Annotated in this window: 9 protein-coding genes and 5 pseudogenes; 4 read left to right on the top strand and 10 right to left on the bottom strand. The window is 38.5% G+C overall.

From position 1 onward, the window contains the following. Positions 1 to 337: 337 nt before the first annotated feature. From SLS51_RS10925 to SLS51_RS10905, 5 genes are all read right to left on the bottom strand, one after another. A complete protein-coding gene (locus SLS51_RS10925; protein WP_323838215.1) occupies positions 338 to 4,780 on the bottom strand; it encodes a hemagglutinin repeat-containing protein in 4,443 nt (1,480 codons plus the stop codon). Positions 4,781 to 4,845: 65 nt separating this feature from the next. Then, positions 4,846 to 6,513, bottom strand: coding sequence for a ShlB/FhaC/HecB family hemolysin secretion/activation protein (locus SLS51_RS10920; protein ID WP_323838213.1), 1,668 nt, complete (start codon positions 6,511 to 6,513; stop codon positions 4,846 to 4,848). A gap of 718 nt (positions 6,514 to 7,231) precedes the next feature. Further along, positions 7,232 to 7,849 (bottom strand): AidA/PixA family protein, encoded by a 618-nt coding sequence (locus tag SLS51_RS10915; RefSeq protein WP_323838211.1) that lies wholly within the window; start codon positions 7,847 to 7,849, stop codon positions 7,232 to 7,234. Between the two features lie 637 nt (positions 7,850 to 8,486). After that, entirely contained in the window at positions 8,487 to 9,089 is a 603-nt protein-coding gene (locus tag SLS51_RS10910; protein WP_323838209.1) for an AidA/PixA family protein, read from the bottom strand. Positions 9,090 to 9,751: 662 nt separating this feature from the next. Beyond that, positions 9,752 to 10,357 (bottom strand): AidA/PixA family protein, encoded by a 606-nt coding sequence (locus SLS51_RS10905; RefSeq protein WP_323838207.1) that lies wholly within the window; start codon positions 10,355 to 10,357, stop codon positions 9,752 to 9,754. Positions 10,358 to 10,806: 449 nt separating this feature from the next. Between SLS51_RS10905 and SLS51_RS10900 the strand changes: the two genes are divergently transcribed. Beyond that, on the top strand, positions 10,807 to 11,535 hold the full coding sequence (locus SLS51_RS10900; RefSeq protein ID WP_323838205.1) for an autoinducer binding domain-containing protein: 729 nt from the start codon (positions 10,807 to 10,809) through the stop codon (positions 11,533 to 11,535). 685 nt (positions 11,536 to 12,220) lie between these two features. Here SLS51_RS10900 and SLS51_RS10895 read toward each other — a convergent pair. Next, positions 12,221 to 12,814: an inclusion body family protein gene (locus tag SLS51_RS10895; RefSeq protein WP_109791279.1), complete on the bottom strand. Its 594-nt coding sequence runs from the start codon at positions 12,812 to 12,814 to the stop codon at positions 12,221 to 12,223. A 510-nt stretch (positions 12,815 to 13,324) separates the two neighbouring features. On the opposite strand from SLS51_RS10895, the gene SLS51_RS10890 reads away from it, so the two are divergent. Further along, positions 13,325 to 14,053: a LuxR family transcriptional regulator gene (locus tag SLS51_RS10890; RefSeq protein ID WP_323838202.1), complete on the top strand. Its 729-nt coding sequence runs from the start codon at positions 13,325 to 13,327 to the stop codon at positions 14,051 to 14,053. Positions 14,054 to 14,517: 464 nt separating this feature from the next. Next, a pseudogene (locus SLS51_RS24670) lies at positions 14,518 to 14,586 on the top strand (DUF7706 family protein); the annotation flags it as partial. A 56-nt stretch (positions 14,587 to 14,642) separates the two neighbouring features. Here SLS51_RS24670 and SLS51_RS24665 read toward each other — a convergent pair. The 3 genes and pseudogenes from SLS51_RS24665 to SLS51_RS24925 all read right to left on the bottom strand — a co-directional run. Continuing rightward, positions 14,643 to 14,792: pseudogene (locus SLS51_RS24665) on the bottom strand (DUF7716 domain-containing protein); the annotation flags it as partial. A 12-nt stretch (positions 14,793 to 14,804) separates the two neighbouring features. Further along, the gene (locus tag SLS51_RS10885; RefSeq protein WP_323838200.1) at positions 14,805 to 14,963 is read right to left on the bottom strand and encodes a hypothetical protein; all 159 of its coding nucleotides are present in this window, start codon (positions 14,961 to 14,963) and stop codon (positions 14,805 to 14,807) included. Positions 14,964 to 14,978: 15 nt separating this feature from the next. After that, positions 14,979 to 15,137 (bottom strand): annotated as a pseudogene (locus tag SLS51_RS24925) (hypothetical protein); the annotation flags it as partial. A 168-nt stretch (positions 15,138 to 15,305) separates the two neighbouring features. Between SLS51_RS24925 and tnpC the strand changes: the two are divergent. After that, positions 15,306 to 16,010, top strand: a pseudogene (tnpC, locus tag SLS51_RS10880) (IS66 family transposase); the annotation flags it as partial. Between the two features lie 2 nt (positions 16,011 to 16,012). Here the strand turns inward: tnpC and SLS51_RS10875 are convergent. After that, positions 16,013 to 16,808, bottom strand: a pseudogene (locus SLS51_RS10875) (ImcF-related family protein); the annotation flags it as partial.

The raw sequence follows: 16,808 nt of genomic DNA, 5'->3' as shown, positions 1-16,808 counted from the left end.
CATAATGACTAGCATTATTGCCATAGCGTAATCCACATATCTAAGCAATGGATTATTGAAATTAAACACGATCATAAAAATAATATATGCAGTGAATATATTTAAACAAATAGTTTCCTTTCTAAATATTCCTTTGATTCCAATTTGTGAATTATAGTATTTTTCAAGTTCTAAATTTCGCTTGAAAATTCTAAACATAATTATATTACCAAGTCGTTTATTAATTTTTTGATATTATGAAAAAGCATTAACATTGTCAATTGGAACTATTGAAATATTCAATATAGGTAGCAATAAAAAGATCCCTCATTTGAAGGATCTTTTATAAAAGAACAAATTAATCAGATTTACGATTAATTATTTCGCCATTAGTTGTACTAGTTTCGGTTTCATTACTATACGTTTTCACTAAAGGTATTTTGCCGGACAATACACCTTCTTGAACTGCTTTAACTATTCCGCTAACAGAATCAGGTAATGCAACGTTACCGCCTTTACTATTGTCATAGCGAGTAACAGATTGTTGTTCCACATTTTGGGTATTAAGAATGACATGGCCTTTCTCGCTACCAATCTGCCCGCCAATCAGATGAGTATTTCCTTTTACATCTAAATTAACCCCTTGATTGCCGGAAATAACCGATTGTTCACCGACATTTTCTCGATCTTTAATATCGACATTGCTTTTAAGTTTACCTGTAACCCCATTAATACCTTTAATATTATTAAGACTATTAAACGTAGAGGTTAATCTTTCCTGCCATCCTTTCGGTTGTGGTTCTTCGGTTGGGTTTTTAGATGGATCATCTTTCAATACCTCATCGTTCGACACATCGTCTTTAGACGAATCATCCTTAGCTGACTCGTCTTTAGGGATATCGTCACTTTTTACTTTGGATTCTTTGGTGTAATTCATGCCAGCATCAACACCGACATTTAACCCATGTTCAGTATCCTTACGGCTTTCAACTCGTAGATCACCACCAATACTGCCTTTTACCTGATCAGCTTCTATCCGTGCTCCAGCAACTGTCGTATCACCACCGCTGTTGATAACGACATTTTCACCTTTAATATGGCTATTACGTTGGGTTGTTGCTTGCAGGCGATCAATACCTACTTTGACTTCCCCACCAAAGCTCTGTTTTGCGGTGGTGGTTGTACTGTCATCTTCCGCTTTCTTGATCGAGCTTGCATTTCCGCCATTGCCTTTCAGGTTAAATTCCCAGCTATCGTTGTTAGTGCGATCCTGAGCAGATACCAGTTCAACATTGCCTTGTTTAGCGTTCAGGTCGATTTGTTTACCGGTCACTTGAGCACCTTGCAACGTCAAGTTATTACCTGCACTCAGATTGACACCTTGCTTACCGCCAATTTCACTGACCTGAGCTGTGGTACTGTTTTTGCTATCTGTGTTGTAACCCCCGCCAAGACCGATATGAACATTCTTGCCCTCTGGCGAATTTCCCCCTTTAGCCGATGCCTCACCGTTATAACCGGTTGCTGTTTTCGTTGTGCTATTGGTGGCATTATCAAAACGAATATCACCTTTAGCATCTATATTGGCTTTGCCTGAGCCGGCATTCAGAGAGGTACCTTGATACTCAGCATCCCTTTCGACGCGGATATGAATGTCATCCGCTGCGGTAATCCGGCTAGTGACTGCTGTGGTAGTCGCAGTATGGCTGCTTTGTGTGCCACCTTTGCCTTTACCATTCGCAGAAATATCTTCACCGGTGGTGGTATAAACACGTAGGTCAGCATTGCCGCTGGTTTCACTGTGGCTACTTTGGTGGTGGTTTTGTGCTGCTTCACTGATATGGTTACCGGCGGTTAATGTAACGTTACCTTTATCAGCCCGATATTGAGTGCCCTGATCATACAGTTCGCCATTGGTTTTAATGACGATATCGCTGGCTTGAACAGCGGTCACAACCGTTTCGGATTTTTTGTTCGCGGTTTGGATACTACTGCCGTTGGCGGCAATATCCGCGCCGAAATTAGGTGTGCCTTTTTTGGTTAAAGTGCCGTCCAGCGCAGATTTAGCCGGTTCTTTAACCACTTTCTCAATCGGGCGAGTAACAGCGCTATAATCTACGTTGACACCAATATCTGTACCAACTTGTAGTTTGTGATTGGTATTTGATTCCGTATTCGATACAGCCAGATTGCTGACTTTGCCTGCCTCAGCGGTATAGGTGCCATTGACTTCATGCTTCGTCCCTTCCTGAACCAATTCACCGTTAGCTTTAATCTTCAAATTACCTGCAATCTGAGAACCGGAAACAACAGCCGTCGTACTGGTATGATTACTGTTATTTCCTTCATAACTACCATGAATACCTGAACCGACTTTATCGATTCCTCCGGTAAGATAGGCACCAACGTACTTTTTACTCTGAGATTTCTCTTCGGATTTTTTATTATCCGCAGCTAACAGATGAACATTCGCACCGGTGATCTTAGCATCACCTGTGGTCGTCACCAGATTGGAACCACGTAGGGTGACATCTTTATCCGCATCGATAGTGATGCTACCGCCACTCAACGTGGAAGCTTGCTGTGTTACCGTCTGATTTTTTTGACTGTTACTGGTATGTTCAATACCTATTCCGGCACGATACTGCTTATCCCCCTTTGGTTGGAAGTGGTTTTGCGGCTCCAGAGAGGTGCTTTGTTTATCAACCTGTTTCCGTTCGCCATAAGAGAGCACCTTGATATTACCGGATGTGTTCAGGCTAAGCGCGCCGGTACTTTGCACCTGACTGCCAATGATATTGATATCTTCATCACCGAGTAATTTAAGATCCGCTTCAGAAACCAACTCGCTACCGTGAGATTTCTGTTGCTGGCTATTATTTCTTTTTGAACCGCTAGTGATGTTGAATACAGTGCCCGTTCGTTCATCAACTTTATGATTGATATGGCTGACCGCATTATCGATGGTTAATTCGCCACTATTAGCATTTACAAAAGCACCTTGGACCGCCTTCACTTTGCTGCCGGTAATGGCGATACCTTCATAGCCTGACAGCAATAAACGCCCATTGGCTGTCAATTCAGATGCATGGTTGGTTTCTTTCAACTCACTGTTATCTTTATTCCCGCCGCCGCCGATACCTCCCCAGTATTTTTTATCATCACGTACAGCCCGGCTATCAGCCGTTTTCTGAACATCGATTTGCAGTTGTTTACCGGCTTCTAATGTCAGATTTTGACCTGCATGGACTTTTGCCCCAAGAATTTCAGCACGAGTTCCTGCCTTAATATTAAGATGAGTTCCTGCTTGTAATTCACTGGCAATCAAACGCTCGGTCTGTTGACTCTCTTCCCAACTTCCGGTCTGCAATTTAGCCGTGTGATTTTTTTTGTAACCTGTTTCTGCGCTTCTTTCTGTCTCAGTCAGACCGGCAATTTGAACACCTTTTTTCGCTGTAACCGCTAGCTCGCCTTTAGCATCTATTTTGCTGCCAAAGATCTTAACGTCACCTTCCGTCGCATTTAAGCTCGCATTTCCTTTGGCATGGATATTGTTTCCTGCCTGATGCAGTTTTTCACTTTCCTGAGTTACCTCGTGGCGCCAGGAATAACTTCGTTGGTTATTAATATTTTTAGTGGATTGCTTTAATTGCTGCCCATCTAAAGTGAGATTAGCACCACTCAGATTCACATCATCACCTACGATATCCGTGGCTGTAATCCGGTGATTACTGTTGGCGACTAATGAAATATTTTTGCCTTCAAGCTTAGTACGAGCGAGTGACTGACTGCTTTTACTATCATTGGTATAAGAACCGCTGAAATAGCTTTGGTAATTATTGCTACCATCACGGCTATATGATGATTCGCTGACTTTACCTTTTACCTCAATATCATTACCCGAGAGATCAATATTTCCACCTCGTAGATGTGCTGCTTCTAAATTGAGATGACCGTGGGAATCAACAATAATCTCATCACTGGCAGTGAGCGAGCCTTGCAGATTAACGCCACTACCTTTTGCGGTATTGAGTAGACGGATACGCCCGGCTTGCATACTACCGAGATAATAGCTATCCAATACACTGGTTAACTCCTGCTGAGAATCAATGACTTCTCCTGTGGTGGAGATTTTATTTTCACCACTGATCGCATTAATCTCTTTTTGAGCGGTGACTGGGCCCCGGCTGTCAATTTTGGGTGCGATAAGATCAAGGATCGCATTGGCGATTAAACCATCCGATTTAATTTTCAGGCTATTCTGATTATTAAACGTACTGAAACCTTGCAAATTACCTTGTTCTATCAATGGATTACCCACAACCAGAGAAGCGCGGTTAGTATTGATAAAACCACATCCATTACAGGTGATACCGTTCGGGTTTGCCAGTACATAATCTGCTGCTATACCAAACACTTCCTGTTGACCTAATAACAGGGAAGGGTTCCTGCTGATAACTTCATTCAGAATCAGACTAGCCGCTTGACCATTCAAATTAGGGTTAGCGGCAAGCTGCCCCGCCAATTGTGATTGACCTTCCTCTAGCGCATTATTTAGGACGACGCCCATCTGGCCAACGTTGTAATCCAGATATTGGTTATGTGACAGCCCGGAAGAGGAGGGTGTCACGATATTTACAACCGTTGCTTTACCTTCGGCCGCGAAAATATCGGGATGGTGTGCTGGGTCGCCACCCCCAACGATTTCACTGGCAAAACTGGTAGAACAAGAGACAAGAATGATTGCCATAGAAGCGGCAAGCTTGCCGGTAGGGGATAACCTGAATTTTTTGTTTTTCATACATTAAGTCTCTATATATTTAGTTATATTGCTGTGTGTATAGCGTCGGGTACTGCTTAAAAACATCAAAAGGTGTAAGAAAAACGGACTAGCACCTGAATGGGTTCATCAGATGCTCGGCGATTAGAAAGTAACTTTCCTCGACTGGTTTCTAGATCGAATACCATGCTCTGGTATCTCAATGTGGCGCCAGAACTGATTCCGGCGCTGCTTTGCCAGCCTTGTGGGCTGCGATATCCTTGAACCCGGCCAATATCAATGCCGATACGCATTGATAATGTGCTGTTGGCGAGGGGAAACGTCCGGGACAGCGTATTTTGCAGATACCAGCCGTTATCCCCGGATAGCGTATTTTTGCTAAATCCCCGGACAGCATTCCGATCAGTGATATTCAGCCATTCGACGCCGGGCAGACCGTGCTGGTTGTATTGCCCATAAAACAGGTTATTGAGCTGATAAGGCGAGTTGAACAGCATAAAACGCTGATGCAGATTGACCATCAACTTGCCTTTGGTGAACTGCTTATCGAGATAAGCGGTTCCGGTTTGTGCTCCAAACCAAGGCAAACCCTGTTCAACACTCAGATTGAGCGTGATTAATCCGGTTGGAATGATATGTAAATGATGAACACCGAGTTCAAAGACACTCAATGTTTGGCTACTGACACCAATCTTGGCATTGTCGATGTAATTATTGTAATTCTTGTAAGTGAATTGCCCGCTGACACTATTAATCTGAGATTGATTACGATAGAAGGCAAAATCAGAACGCATGCCGATTTGCTGAGTATCACCATAAATCTTTATTGTTCTCATTTGTAAATGGGGGCGGCTAGCATATTGGGAATAACTACCAAACCCACTGAATGTTGCTGCGCCATAGGGCATTGAATAAAGCAGAGTATAGGCACGGCTATACCGGTTGGATGGGCTATCTAACGTACTACTGGCATTCAGACTGATGAAATCGGATAAACCAAATGGGCTGTCAAAACTGGCATTGGTGCGGACCCGCCATTTCCCAGTACTCTTTTGCCCATAATTATCAGTTTTGATATTCAATAACCAAGGCTTACTGCGCTGATTATGCAGCTTAATCACCGAACCACCATTCACTGTTCCTGGTAAAATATCCAGGGTAGTTTTATTGGACTGTAGCCGGTTAGCCTGATCTAAACCTTGATCGAACTGCGTGATATTGAGCGGTTGTTTTTCCAGACCGGGAAATAACATACTACTATTCACCCAGCGATCACCGCCTTCGATTTTTTCAACAAACCCTTCGATAACATTTAGCCCTAACTCTCCATCGGTATTAGGCGCAATAAACTGAACACGGGCGGTGATATAGCCTTTACTGATATAAAGATGAGTCAGTTCATGGCTGAGCCGATTGATATCATGACTACTGATACACGCCGGGGACAAAGCGCTGAGCGTACTTAAATCCCGAACAGAGAGCAGGGAGATCCCTTTAAGGTAAACACCGGTTAACGGCAGACATTGCTTAGATTCCGGCAAAACTGGCGCAGGAGTTGACTCAGGGACTGCATTAGCCTGCTGCTTTAGTTGCTGATATCGGCGTTGTTCTATCAGCTGGTTAATTTCCCTGGAACTATCTTGCAAAGTTCTTCTAGCCTCAGTCATTGGCAGATTATCATTTACCTCTGCCGGTGAGGCGATTATCTGAAAGGAAATACAACCTAATATGAGAATAGATATTCTTTTTATCATTAATTCACCGATAAGGATGATATTTTATTCCATAAAACATAAATATAGGGTGATAGCCTGATAGTAATGACATATACCCTATGGATTTCAAGAGGCAACTTGAAAGATAGCGGGTATACATATTGGCTAATTTATTCGTTATTAAAGCACACTATTGGTTATATCTTGCTCTGATTAACGAGTGGCGTTTCTTTTATATCTCGATTTTCTATTAGAAATTTTAATTAGTTGGTTATTCGGGTAATAATGAGTTAATTAGAGCCATGATTTTATTGCTTATTAATGAATTAACTTAAGTGGAATGAGTAACAGGAGGTATTTTTTTAAATAATAGTGTGGATTGTACCAGGAAGATTTTTAAAGAAAGGAAAGATTAATCTAAGAAAATAATAATAAGCTAAATTTTAATTCACGGTTATTTAGCTTGAGAGACGATAATGACAGATGTAATAGTTCCTGTAAGTTATTTTAGCTAAAGAAATAGATAATAGAAAGAATATCCGCTGAATTGATGGCAGAATAATTGTCGGAAGATTGTTGAATTGGTGGAGGGGAATGAAATTTACTTGGATGTTAGAAGATTTTCTTTATAAGGAAATAATATTATTATATAAATTAATGTTTGTTACAGATATTTAGGTAAAGTGGAAAATAAAAATACTGGAAAACTAATTTAATAATTTTCCAGTAGGAATTGCGATATTTAAATGATTAGCTATTAGTAAACTTCAATGTATGGATCAAAACCATAAAAGCCATAAAGTTTGTTTTTTCTATAGATAGCAAAACGCCATGTATACATTTCCCCATTTTCTTCGTCTGTTCGATAATTATTGACTGTTGACTGGAAGTATCTATCTTCAGCCAGAACAAAGTCTGGCACATACCATCCATTGGCGTATACATTAGGAGGTAATGCCGGGATGTTTTGACTTTTAACAAGGTATGATTCAGGTAGAGATATAAGATTAGATCCCTTGCGTTTAATGAATTCATACAACAAAATCGTATAATCAAAATTAACAGATATGCTTATAGCTCTCCATCTGATATTTGAATTAAGTGGGACCCTTATCGTATCGCCAGATAAAGCACTTTTGGGTGAGTAAGTATCTGAAATATGAGTTGCTATATATATAGGACTTTTGGTGTTTGTATTATCAAAATTGCCAGAACTACCAAGATTAACTGGACAATTTGGCTCTGGGTGTGTAGGTCGGGGATAATTATTGATAATATATTCTGCATCAACAATAAAAATAACATCAACTGCCGGACGGAATTCAGGACCAGGGCCAGATATGGTTTCATGGTTAAGATCACTTGCATCAATCATTATAATACCTCTTTTATGTTTAAGATTCATTTGTAAAATATTAAGCTGTTGTATTCACTCCCTGATTGTTCTAATAACTCCTTTGTATCTTAATAATTAACTATTAAACCTGAATTAGCCACTGGTATAAATCACAGTTTGTACAGGGAAATTACTTGTATATTTATCAGAGACTACTTTGAATCTAATTAACCTTATCTATTGGCCGATTTTTTTATAAAAATTTCAATATGATTTTTATGGCGATGTTATATTTTGTATATACTGTTTAGTTTGATTTCAAAAATCTTAATTCTATTGATATAGTTTCTTTTATAAATGGATCAGACATTATGATGCATTTTCTTCTGTATAGTTAAGTTATCCATTGATAGTATTATTAAGCTAAATTATCACCCAGTTATGTTTTTATTAGGAAATGTTAATCTTTAATGTGATAATTTCACAAGTGATTTTCATTAGAGAGGTTAATAATAGAAAGGATGTTGTTTAAATTGTGAATGGAATAATTGTAGGGAAATTATTGAATTGGTATTTGTTATGGGGATTAGGTAAATTAATGAAGTGAAAAAATAAACACTGGAAAACTATTTTGATAATTTTCCAGTGGAAATTGAAGTGTTTAAATATTTAGTTATTAGTAAACTATAATGTATGGGTCATATCTAAAAAATCCATAAAGTTCTTTTTTTCTATAGATGGCAAAGTCCCATGAATATTGTTCTCTATTTGTACCTGTCTCCCCTAAGTAACCATTAACTACTGACTGAAAGAATCTATCTTCAGCCTGAACAAAATCTGGCACATACCAACCATTAGCGTCTACACCAGGAGGCAATGCTGGAATTTCTTGATATTTAGAAACATATGACTTAGGTAGAGATACAAGGGTATCTCCAGATAATTTAAAGAAATTATATAACAAAACAGTATAGTCAAAATTAACAGATATACTTATAGCTCTCCATCTGATATTAGAATTGAGTGGGACTCTTATCGTATCGCCAGATAAAGCACTTTTGGGTGAGTAAGCATCTGAAATATGAGTTGCTATATATATAGGACTTTTAGTATTGTCATTATAATAATTACTAATACGGATTGGGTTTCTTGGCTCTCTGTTAGGATGGGGATACGTCTTCAGAATATTCTCTACATCAACAATAAAAATAACATCAGCTGCCGGACGGAATGCAGAGCCAGATATGGTTTCATGGTTAAGATCACTTGCATCAATCATGATAATTCCTCTTCTTATGTTTAAAATTCACTTGTAAGACATTGAACTGTTATATTCACTCCCTGATTATTTTAATAACTCCCTTGTGTTTTAATAATTAACCATTAAACCTGAATTAGCCACTGGTATAAATCACAGTTTGTAAAAGGAAATTACTTGTATATTTATCAGAGACTACTTTGAATATCATTAAACGTATCTATTGGCTGGTTGTTTTATAAAAACTTCAATATGATTTTTATGGTGATATTATATTTTGTATATACTGTTTAATTTTATTTAAAAAATATTATCTCTATTGATATAGTTTATTTTATCAATAGATTAGATATTATGATTTATCTTCTTCTGTATTGTTAAGCTAAATTATCACCCAGATATATTTGGATTAGGAAACGTTAATCTCTAATGTAATAATTTTATAAGTGATGTTCCTTAGAGAGGACAATAATATTAAATGATGTTGTTTAAATTGTGAATGAAGTAATTATCAGAAAATTGTTTAATTGGTAGAGGGGATGAAGATTACTTATGTGTTAGTGTTTGTTATAGATATTTAGGTAAGTTAATAAAGTGAAAAAAGTAAACACTGGAAAGCTGTTCTGATAATTTTCCAGTGGAAATTACAGTCTCGGAAATTACGGTATTTAAATGGTTAGCTATTAGTAAACTTCAATGTATGGGTCATATTTAAAAAATCCATAAAGTTCTTTTTTTCTATAGATAGCAAAGTCCCATGAATATTGCTCTCTATTTGTACCTGAATCTCCTAAATGACCATCAACTACTGACTGAAAGAATCTATCTTCAGTTTGAACAAAATCTGGCACATACCAACCATTAGCGTCTACACCAGGAGGCAATGCTGGAATTTCTTGATATTTAGAAACATATGACTTAGGTAGAGATACAAGGGTATCTCCAGATACTTTAAAGAAATTATATAACAAAACAGTATAGTCAAAATTAACAGATATACTTATAGCTCTCCATCTGATATTAGAATTAAGTGGGACCCTTATCGTATCGCCAGATAAAGCACTTTTGGATGAGTAAGTATCTGAAATATGAGTGGCTATATATATAGGACTTTTAGTATTGTCATTATGAAAATTCTGAATATAGGTTGGTTTTCTTGGATCTGATCTTTGAGGTTGGGGATACGTCTTCAGAATATCCTCCACATCAACAATAAAAATAACATCAGCTGCCGGACGGAATGCAGGGCCAGATATGGTTTTATGGTTGAGTTCACTTGCGTTAATCATGATAATACCTCTTCTTATGTTTAAAATTCATTTGTAAGACATTGAACTGTTGTATTCATTCCCTGATTATTTTAATAATTCTCTTGTGTTTTAATAATTAACCATTAAACCTGAATCAGCCACTGGTATAAATCATAGTTTATATAAGAAAATTACTTATATATTTATCAGAGTGTGTCTTTGATATAGCTAATATTTTAATTTAACTTGTTGTTTTAAATGCAAAACAAATTTATTCTAGATTAATATATTAAAATTTCATTTATATTTTTTGGGAAATAGCTTAATATTCTTTTTATTTACATAATTAGGTTTGCGTATAAGCTGTTTAGCTTTATTTTGAAAATTATGGCAATATATAATCATTTTCTTTATTACATGGAAATTTCTCTACTATAATAAATGCTAGGTTCAAATATCAATATTCTTAATTTTTAAGAGGGACTTGAATGAATATTTATCGACCATATGTCTTACCCTACAAATTTCATGAATTAGACGTAGATGCTTACTTTGTAGCTGAAATTTGTGAACTTATTGGTAGAATTTCAGGGTTTAGTTTGTTCTCTCTTGTATTAAAGGCTCGTTTTCCGGTATCTAACTGTGAGGTGCATTTTTTTGATAATTATCACGAATCTTGGAGAGCGCTTTATATAGAAAGAAAGTATTGGATGATTGATCCTGCTCTACATTTCCGGCCTGTACCGCCTATTTTTTCAAGAATATGGGACATAGATTTTTTTTCTGAATCTAATGGTAAAGAACTTTGGTATATGACGCAAAAACATGGATTTCGGTCTGGGATCACATTTGGACTTCCTGCATTTTCGGGAATTTATGGAGTATTCTCTGTTGCGGGAAAAGATGGATTGATTGATAACGATACAATGTATAAGTGTAGTGGGGAGATTCTAAAGGTATATATTAGAATAATAAGATATTTAACATCACATACAAAGTATTTACAGACATTCTACATAGATAAGATTTCATTTTCGCGTAGAGAATTAGAAGTGCTACGGTATACCGCAGACGGTATGATTTCCAGTGAGATTGCTTCAACTATTTGCGTAACTAAAAGTACCGTTGATTTTCATCTAATGAATATTGTTAAGAAACTTGGTTGTAGGAATAAATTTCAGGCAATCGCTAAAGCAACATTATTTGGTTATATATAATAGTATCAATTAGGAATTGTCATTTTTTTATAATTTTCGCTTTATAAAATAGCCTATATATTATTTATACAGCCATGCTGATAGTAGTTATAGATAATTATTTGAATGGATTAAGTAGAGGAATTTGAGAAAACATTTGAGATTTCATCATTGTTGGCTTTATTGTCCCTATTTTGAATAGAGGGCATGAATGATTTTATCTGACAAGATGGAAGTAATATTTTTTGAAACTGGAAAACACATTCAATCAATACTCTTTTTCTCGGGCAGAATTGTAATATTATAATTCTGCTTGTTCTTTGCTTAATGTTTGTATGGACTCAAGGCCCAATAAATGGCAAACGTCAAACTCTGCTTTAGGATGCTTATCGGAAGAGAGTAACTTCTCCAGATGATCTATGGTGTTAAATACCTTAGCGACACCCATCTGCCTGCACAGAAAAAATAGAGAATTACGTTCACGAAAAACTTTCAGTGGTAAAATATCAAATGAATTATTTAAAGGAATATGGAGTGGTTTATTTTTAGTGTAAGGATGTTGCACTTACTACGAGAAATCGCATTTTATTGTTATATGGGTTAGTGTTTGTTATAGATATTTAGGTAAATTTGATAAAGTAAAAAATAAAAATACTGGAAAACTATTTTGATAATTTTCCAGTAAAAAATGAAAATATACAAATGATTAGCTATTAGTTACTTCAACATATGGATCGTATCGATAATAACCCAGGAGCTTTTTACCGTCATAAGCGGCAAAGAACCATGTATATTGTTCTACTCCGGGTTTATGAGCTATTGCTTGGAAATAACTATCTTGAGATTCGACAAAAATTATCTTAGGTTCATCCTCATTCGCATTAATACCTGAAGGGACCATTGGAACTTTTTTGCCCATAGGGTTCTGTGACCATATTTGTGATGGGACAGAGATGACATCGTCTCCTATACTAAGCTTTTTGAATTTATACAATATAATCGTATAGTCGAAATTATTAGATACAGTTGTCGCCCTCCATCTAATATTCGCATTAATGGGAACCGTGACACGGGCACCAGATGAACTCGCCACTTTCAATCCAAGCTCTGGAGTATAATTAGCTATATATACATGCTGACGGATAACTGTTGGATCTTTAGGATCCAGAGAACTTTTAAGATTATTATTACGAAGATATTCAATAATTGAATCAACATCAATAACAAAGGTTACATCAGCTGTAATAGAATTCTTGGTTATAGCAATATCATCTTTACCCTGAATGACTTCACTCATCATAACACCTCTTTACATATTTAAACTATTTATTGGGAATCGAAAGGTTATTTTGCTTACTCATTATTATTCTAATAACTTTCTTTTTATATAATTAACTATTAAAGTTGAAACAGCTACTGGTATAAATCATAGTTTATACGGGAAAATTACTCATATATTTATTAGGTATTGCTTCATATAGCTCAATATGTTAGTTAATTTGTTGTTGTGAAAAATAAAACATAAAAACTTAAGATTAAAATATTAAATAATCACTTATATTGATTTAAAAATAGTTTAATGTTCTTCATATGGCTATAATATGTTTTTATATATATTATTTTTCCTGATTATTAAAATTTCAATCTTAATGATATAATTTCTTCTGTTTACCAATAATACATTGTGGTTTATCAAATCTTGCTTTTGTATAACAGTAAATAATTATTTTCTTTATTAAGTGTAAATTTTGCTACTATAATAAATATCAGGATTCACTATCAATATTCTTAATTTTCAAGAGGAAATTGAATGAATATTAATCGACCATATGCCTTACCCTATAATTTTCATAAATTAGATGTAGACCCCCATTTTGTAGCTGAAATTTGTGAGCTTATTGACAAAATTTCGGGATTTAGTTTGTTCTCCCTTGTATTAAAGGCGCGTTTTCCTATCTCTAATCGAGAAGTGTATTTCTTTAATAATTATCATGAATCTTGGAGAGCCCTTTATATAGAAAAAAAGTATTGGATGATTGATCCCGTTCTAAATTTCCGGCCTGTTCCACCTTCTTTTTCAAAAATATGGGACTTGGATTTTTTTTCCAAGTCTAATGGACAAGAGCTTTGGTATATGAATCAGAAATATGAATTTCGTTCTGGGATCACCTTTGGTCTTCCTGCATTTTCAGGAACTTACGGAATATTCTCTGTTGCGGGAAAAGATGGGCCTATTGATAATGAGACAATGTATAAATGTAGTGGAGAAATTTTAGGAGTATATATTAGGATAATAAAATACTTAACATCACACACAAAGTATTTACAATCGTTCTATATCGATAATACCTCATTTTCACATAGAGAATTAGAAGTATTAAGGTATACCGCAGATGGGATGACATCAATTGAAATTGCATCAACCATTTGTGTCACTAAAAGTACAGTTGATTTTCACCTAATGAATATCGTCAAGAAATTGGATTGTAAGAATAAATTCCAGGCAATAGCTAAAGCTGCATTACTTGGCTATATATAACTAATATCAATTTGTAATTATCAGATGATTATATTTTTTACCTTTGTACCTTTATTGGTAGCACTGTAAATAGGAGTTGGAGAGACTTTCCTGACAAGATGGTAATGATATCTATTTAAAATATAAAAGTAGCCTCAACCAAATGTACTTCTCCTTTGGCAGAATAGTAATACTACGGTTCTGCCAGTTCTTTGTTTAATATATGAATGAGTTAAAGGAGAGTAATGATTATTTGAGTTGCTTTTAGTGTTCCTACTAAACCAATAATCCTCTTCTAAAATATTTATCAATAGTGAACCATTTCACCAAATAATCCGTAGTGCTATTTATTAAATAGTGCCTAATAATATCCACTGTAGTCATTAACTTCTCTTCAAGTTTATTATTCATAATAAATATGGTGATCATTGATTTTAGGATTGGTTATCTTCTGATATCTATCTTTTTTAAAATCAGAGGAAGCGTATCAGATTAAAGATGCCATCGGTAAGCTCCAGTTAGCGCTGGCTTACCGTGGGTATTCGCCACGGTAGATCATAAATAAGGCTGGAAGATCTCGCAGGACCTTTCCGGCTCATATCACATATAATTAAAACCCCATAAAAGCATCATTTTCGAAATAAAAAATAAATGCCTTCAATAGATCATTAAGAGATGGATTGTCTAACTGGGCCTTAGTATTGGCTACTACTTCTTCAATTGCTCCTCCATCTAAAACTTCAATCCACCCGTTTTCTTTTACCTGTTTAGGTCAATAATCATCAGAATCAGGTGGAAAATCAGCACTACTCAGAGAAAAAACTCCTTCTGTTTCTAACGTCCAACTATTTTGATCTGGAGGTAAGCAAAACCACTCGCTGGAATTATTTTCTGGGGTCGATAATAGATCAGCAATAGAAACTAATTTCATAAACTACCTCATTATTTATAGTTCACCACATTTTCCACTACCTAACTTTTTAAATCCGCCTTCCTGATTTGGATGAAGGCTTTTCTGTACAGCGCCAGGCACTTGATGTTGAGATCTTGGAATAAGTTCTATCTTAGTTGGATTTTGAGCATTATGGTGCCATGAATGATTAGGCGGGCTAGTACGTTCAAATCCACTTTTTGGACCGTAAACGTCCGGTTATCTCACCTTGTTCTCCCCCTCGGGCCCGTGCACGCTATTGCTTCCTGATTTTCATTTGGAGACTGACACCATGAGCCGTAGCCGATATACCCCGGAGCAAAAACAACACCATGTGACCCAATGGCGCTGCTTCAGCAACAATGTGATTATATTCGCCAGCTGGAAGAGGCCCTGAAACAGGCGCAACGCTGGCGTTTTGGCGCGCACAGCGAAACCCTGCCTGCCGGTCCCAAACGCAGTCAGTTTGAGGAAGATGCCGATACCGATATCGCGGTGCTGGAAACCCAGCTGTCACGCCTGCATATCAAGGAGGACGCGCCCGTGTCTCATCCTAAACGTCAGCCTTTGCCGGCAACTTTACCCCGTGAAGATATCCGGCTGGCGCTGGAGACGGAGAGCTGCCCGGATTGCGGTCATGCCCTGCGCTTTTTGCGTGATGAAATCAGTGAGCGACTGGAATACCGTCCGGCCACGTTTATCGTCCGGCGCTATATCAGCCCGCAGTACAGCTGCGCGCGCTGTCAGTGTGTGCATGCTAAAGCCCAGCCCGCCCATCTTATTGAAAAGGGCCTTCCGGAGCCGGGGTTGCTGGCTCAGGTGGTGGTCGCTAAATATCGTGACCACCTGCCGCTCTACCGTCAGCAGCAAATCTATGCCCGCAGCGGCGTAACCCTGGCCCGCAGCACCCTGTCGGACTGGGTGGGGCAGGTGGCTGTGGCGTTGCAGCCGTTGGCCGATGCCCTGAAGCAGACACTGCTGACGTCCCCGGTGCTGCATGCCGATGAGACCCCGTTGCCGATACTGGCCCCGGGAAAAGGTCAGACCTAGCGCGCCTGCAGATAGTGTTCGACCAGCGATTTATGGCGGCCGCTGCCATCTTCCAGCATCCGCATGATACGCAGGACGGCCAGTTTTTCTTCGCTGCCTTTCGGTGCCCGGTTCAGGTCGTCCAGCAGGCCGTTCATTAAGGCCGGCAGAAAGCGCTGAGACAGCAGTTGCAGGTAGGTGTTTTCCACATACGGGCCGACCTTCGCGCCCTGATAAAGCCCCATATCCGCCAGCAGCCCTTTCTGATGGTAATCCCCGTAGGCCAGTGTGGCCTCACGCAGCGGATTGAGCAGGGGAAGCTGTAAATTCCCGAGACGGTCTTCGCCGGTGGGCGGCGGCACCGACAGGAAGATTTTGGCCTGCGTCAGGACCTCGTCACCGGCCCGGTAGTTCTTCTGATAGGCGGCGTGCCAGCCGGTCCACAGGGCCAGCACCACGGCGGTACCCACGGTGGAGAAGGTCAGCAGTGTGTGGCGGTGGCGGCTTAACCACCGGCGGTTTTCAGCCGCCAGATTCGGTTCGGCCAGCAGGACCTCGTCAAACAGCGCGTGGGTGAAGTAGGGCGCGGTGTCCGCCACCGGCCAGGTGGGAAAAGCCTGCGGCCCCAGGTGATACTGCACGGCGGCAGACTGGGTAAAAATGTCATCCATCTGGCCGATTTGTTTGGACGAGGTGAGATAAACCCCCCGCAGGCCCGGCTGTGCCGGGCCGCCGTTGTCGAGGAGCCCCTCCAGCAGCGGCACCAGATAGCTGTGCAGCCCCTGTATCTGGCGGGTGAAGCTGAACAGCGGACTG

The sequence above is a fragment of the Photorhabdus africana genome, assembly GCF_035181445.1.
GTDB classification, from domain to species: Bacteria; Pseudomonadota; Gammaproteobacteria; order Enterobacterales; family Enterobacteriaceae; genus Photorhabdus; species Photorhabdus laumondii.
This window is presented reverse-complemented; position numbering and strand designations above follow the sequence as displayed.

Excerpts from the sequence above, each read along its gene's own strand:
- SLS51_RS10885 (WP_323838200.1), bottom strand. The coding sequence starts at position 14,963 with ATGAAATTAGTTTCTATTGCTGATCTATTATCGACCCCAGAAAATAAT.
- SLS51_RS10920 (WP_323838213.1), bottom strand. The coding sequence starts at position 6,513 with ATGATAAAAAGAATATCTATTCTCATATTAGGTTGTATTTCCTTTCAG.
- SLS51_RS10900 (WP_323838205.1), top strand. The coding sequence starts at position 10,807 with ATGAATATTTATCGACCATATGTCTTACCCTACAAATTTCATGAATTA.
- SLS51_RS10925 (WP_323838215.1), bottom strand. The coding sequence starts at position 4,780 with ATGAAAAACAAAAAATTCAGGTTATCCCCTACCGGCAAGCTTGCCGCT.
- SLS51_RS10910 (WP_323838209.1), bottom strand. The coding sequence starts at position 9,089 with ATGATTGATGCAAGTGATCTTAACCATGAAACCATATCTGGCTCTGCA.
- SLS51_RS10890 (WP_323838202.1), top strand. The coding sequence starts at position 13,325 with ATGAATATTAATCGACCATATGCCTTACCCTATAATTTTCATAAATTA.
- SLS51_RS10905 (WP_323838207.1), bottom strand. The coding sequence starts at position 10,357 with ATGATTAACGCAAGTGAACTCAACCATAAAACCATATCTGGCCCTGCA.
- SLS51_RS10895 (WP_109791279.1), bottom strand. The coding sequence starts at position 12,814 with ATGATGAGTGAAGTCATTCAGGGTAAAGATGATATTGCTATAACCAAG.
- SLS51_RS10915 (WP_323838211.1), bottom strand. The coding sequence starts at position 7,849 with ATGATTGATGCAAGTGATCTTAACCATGAAACCATATCTGGCCCTGGT.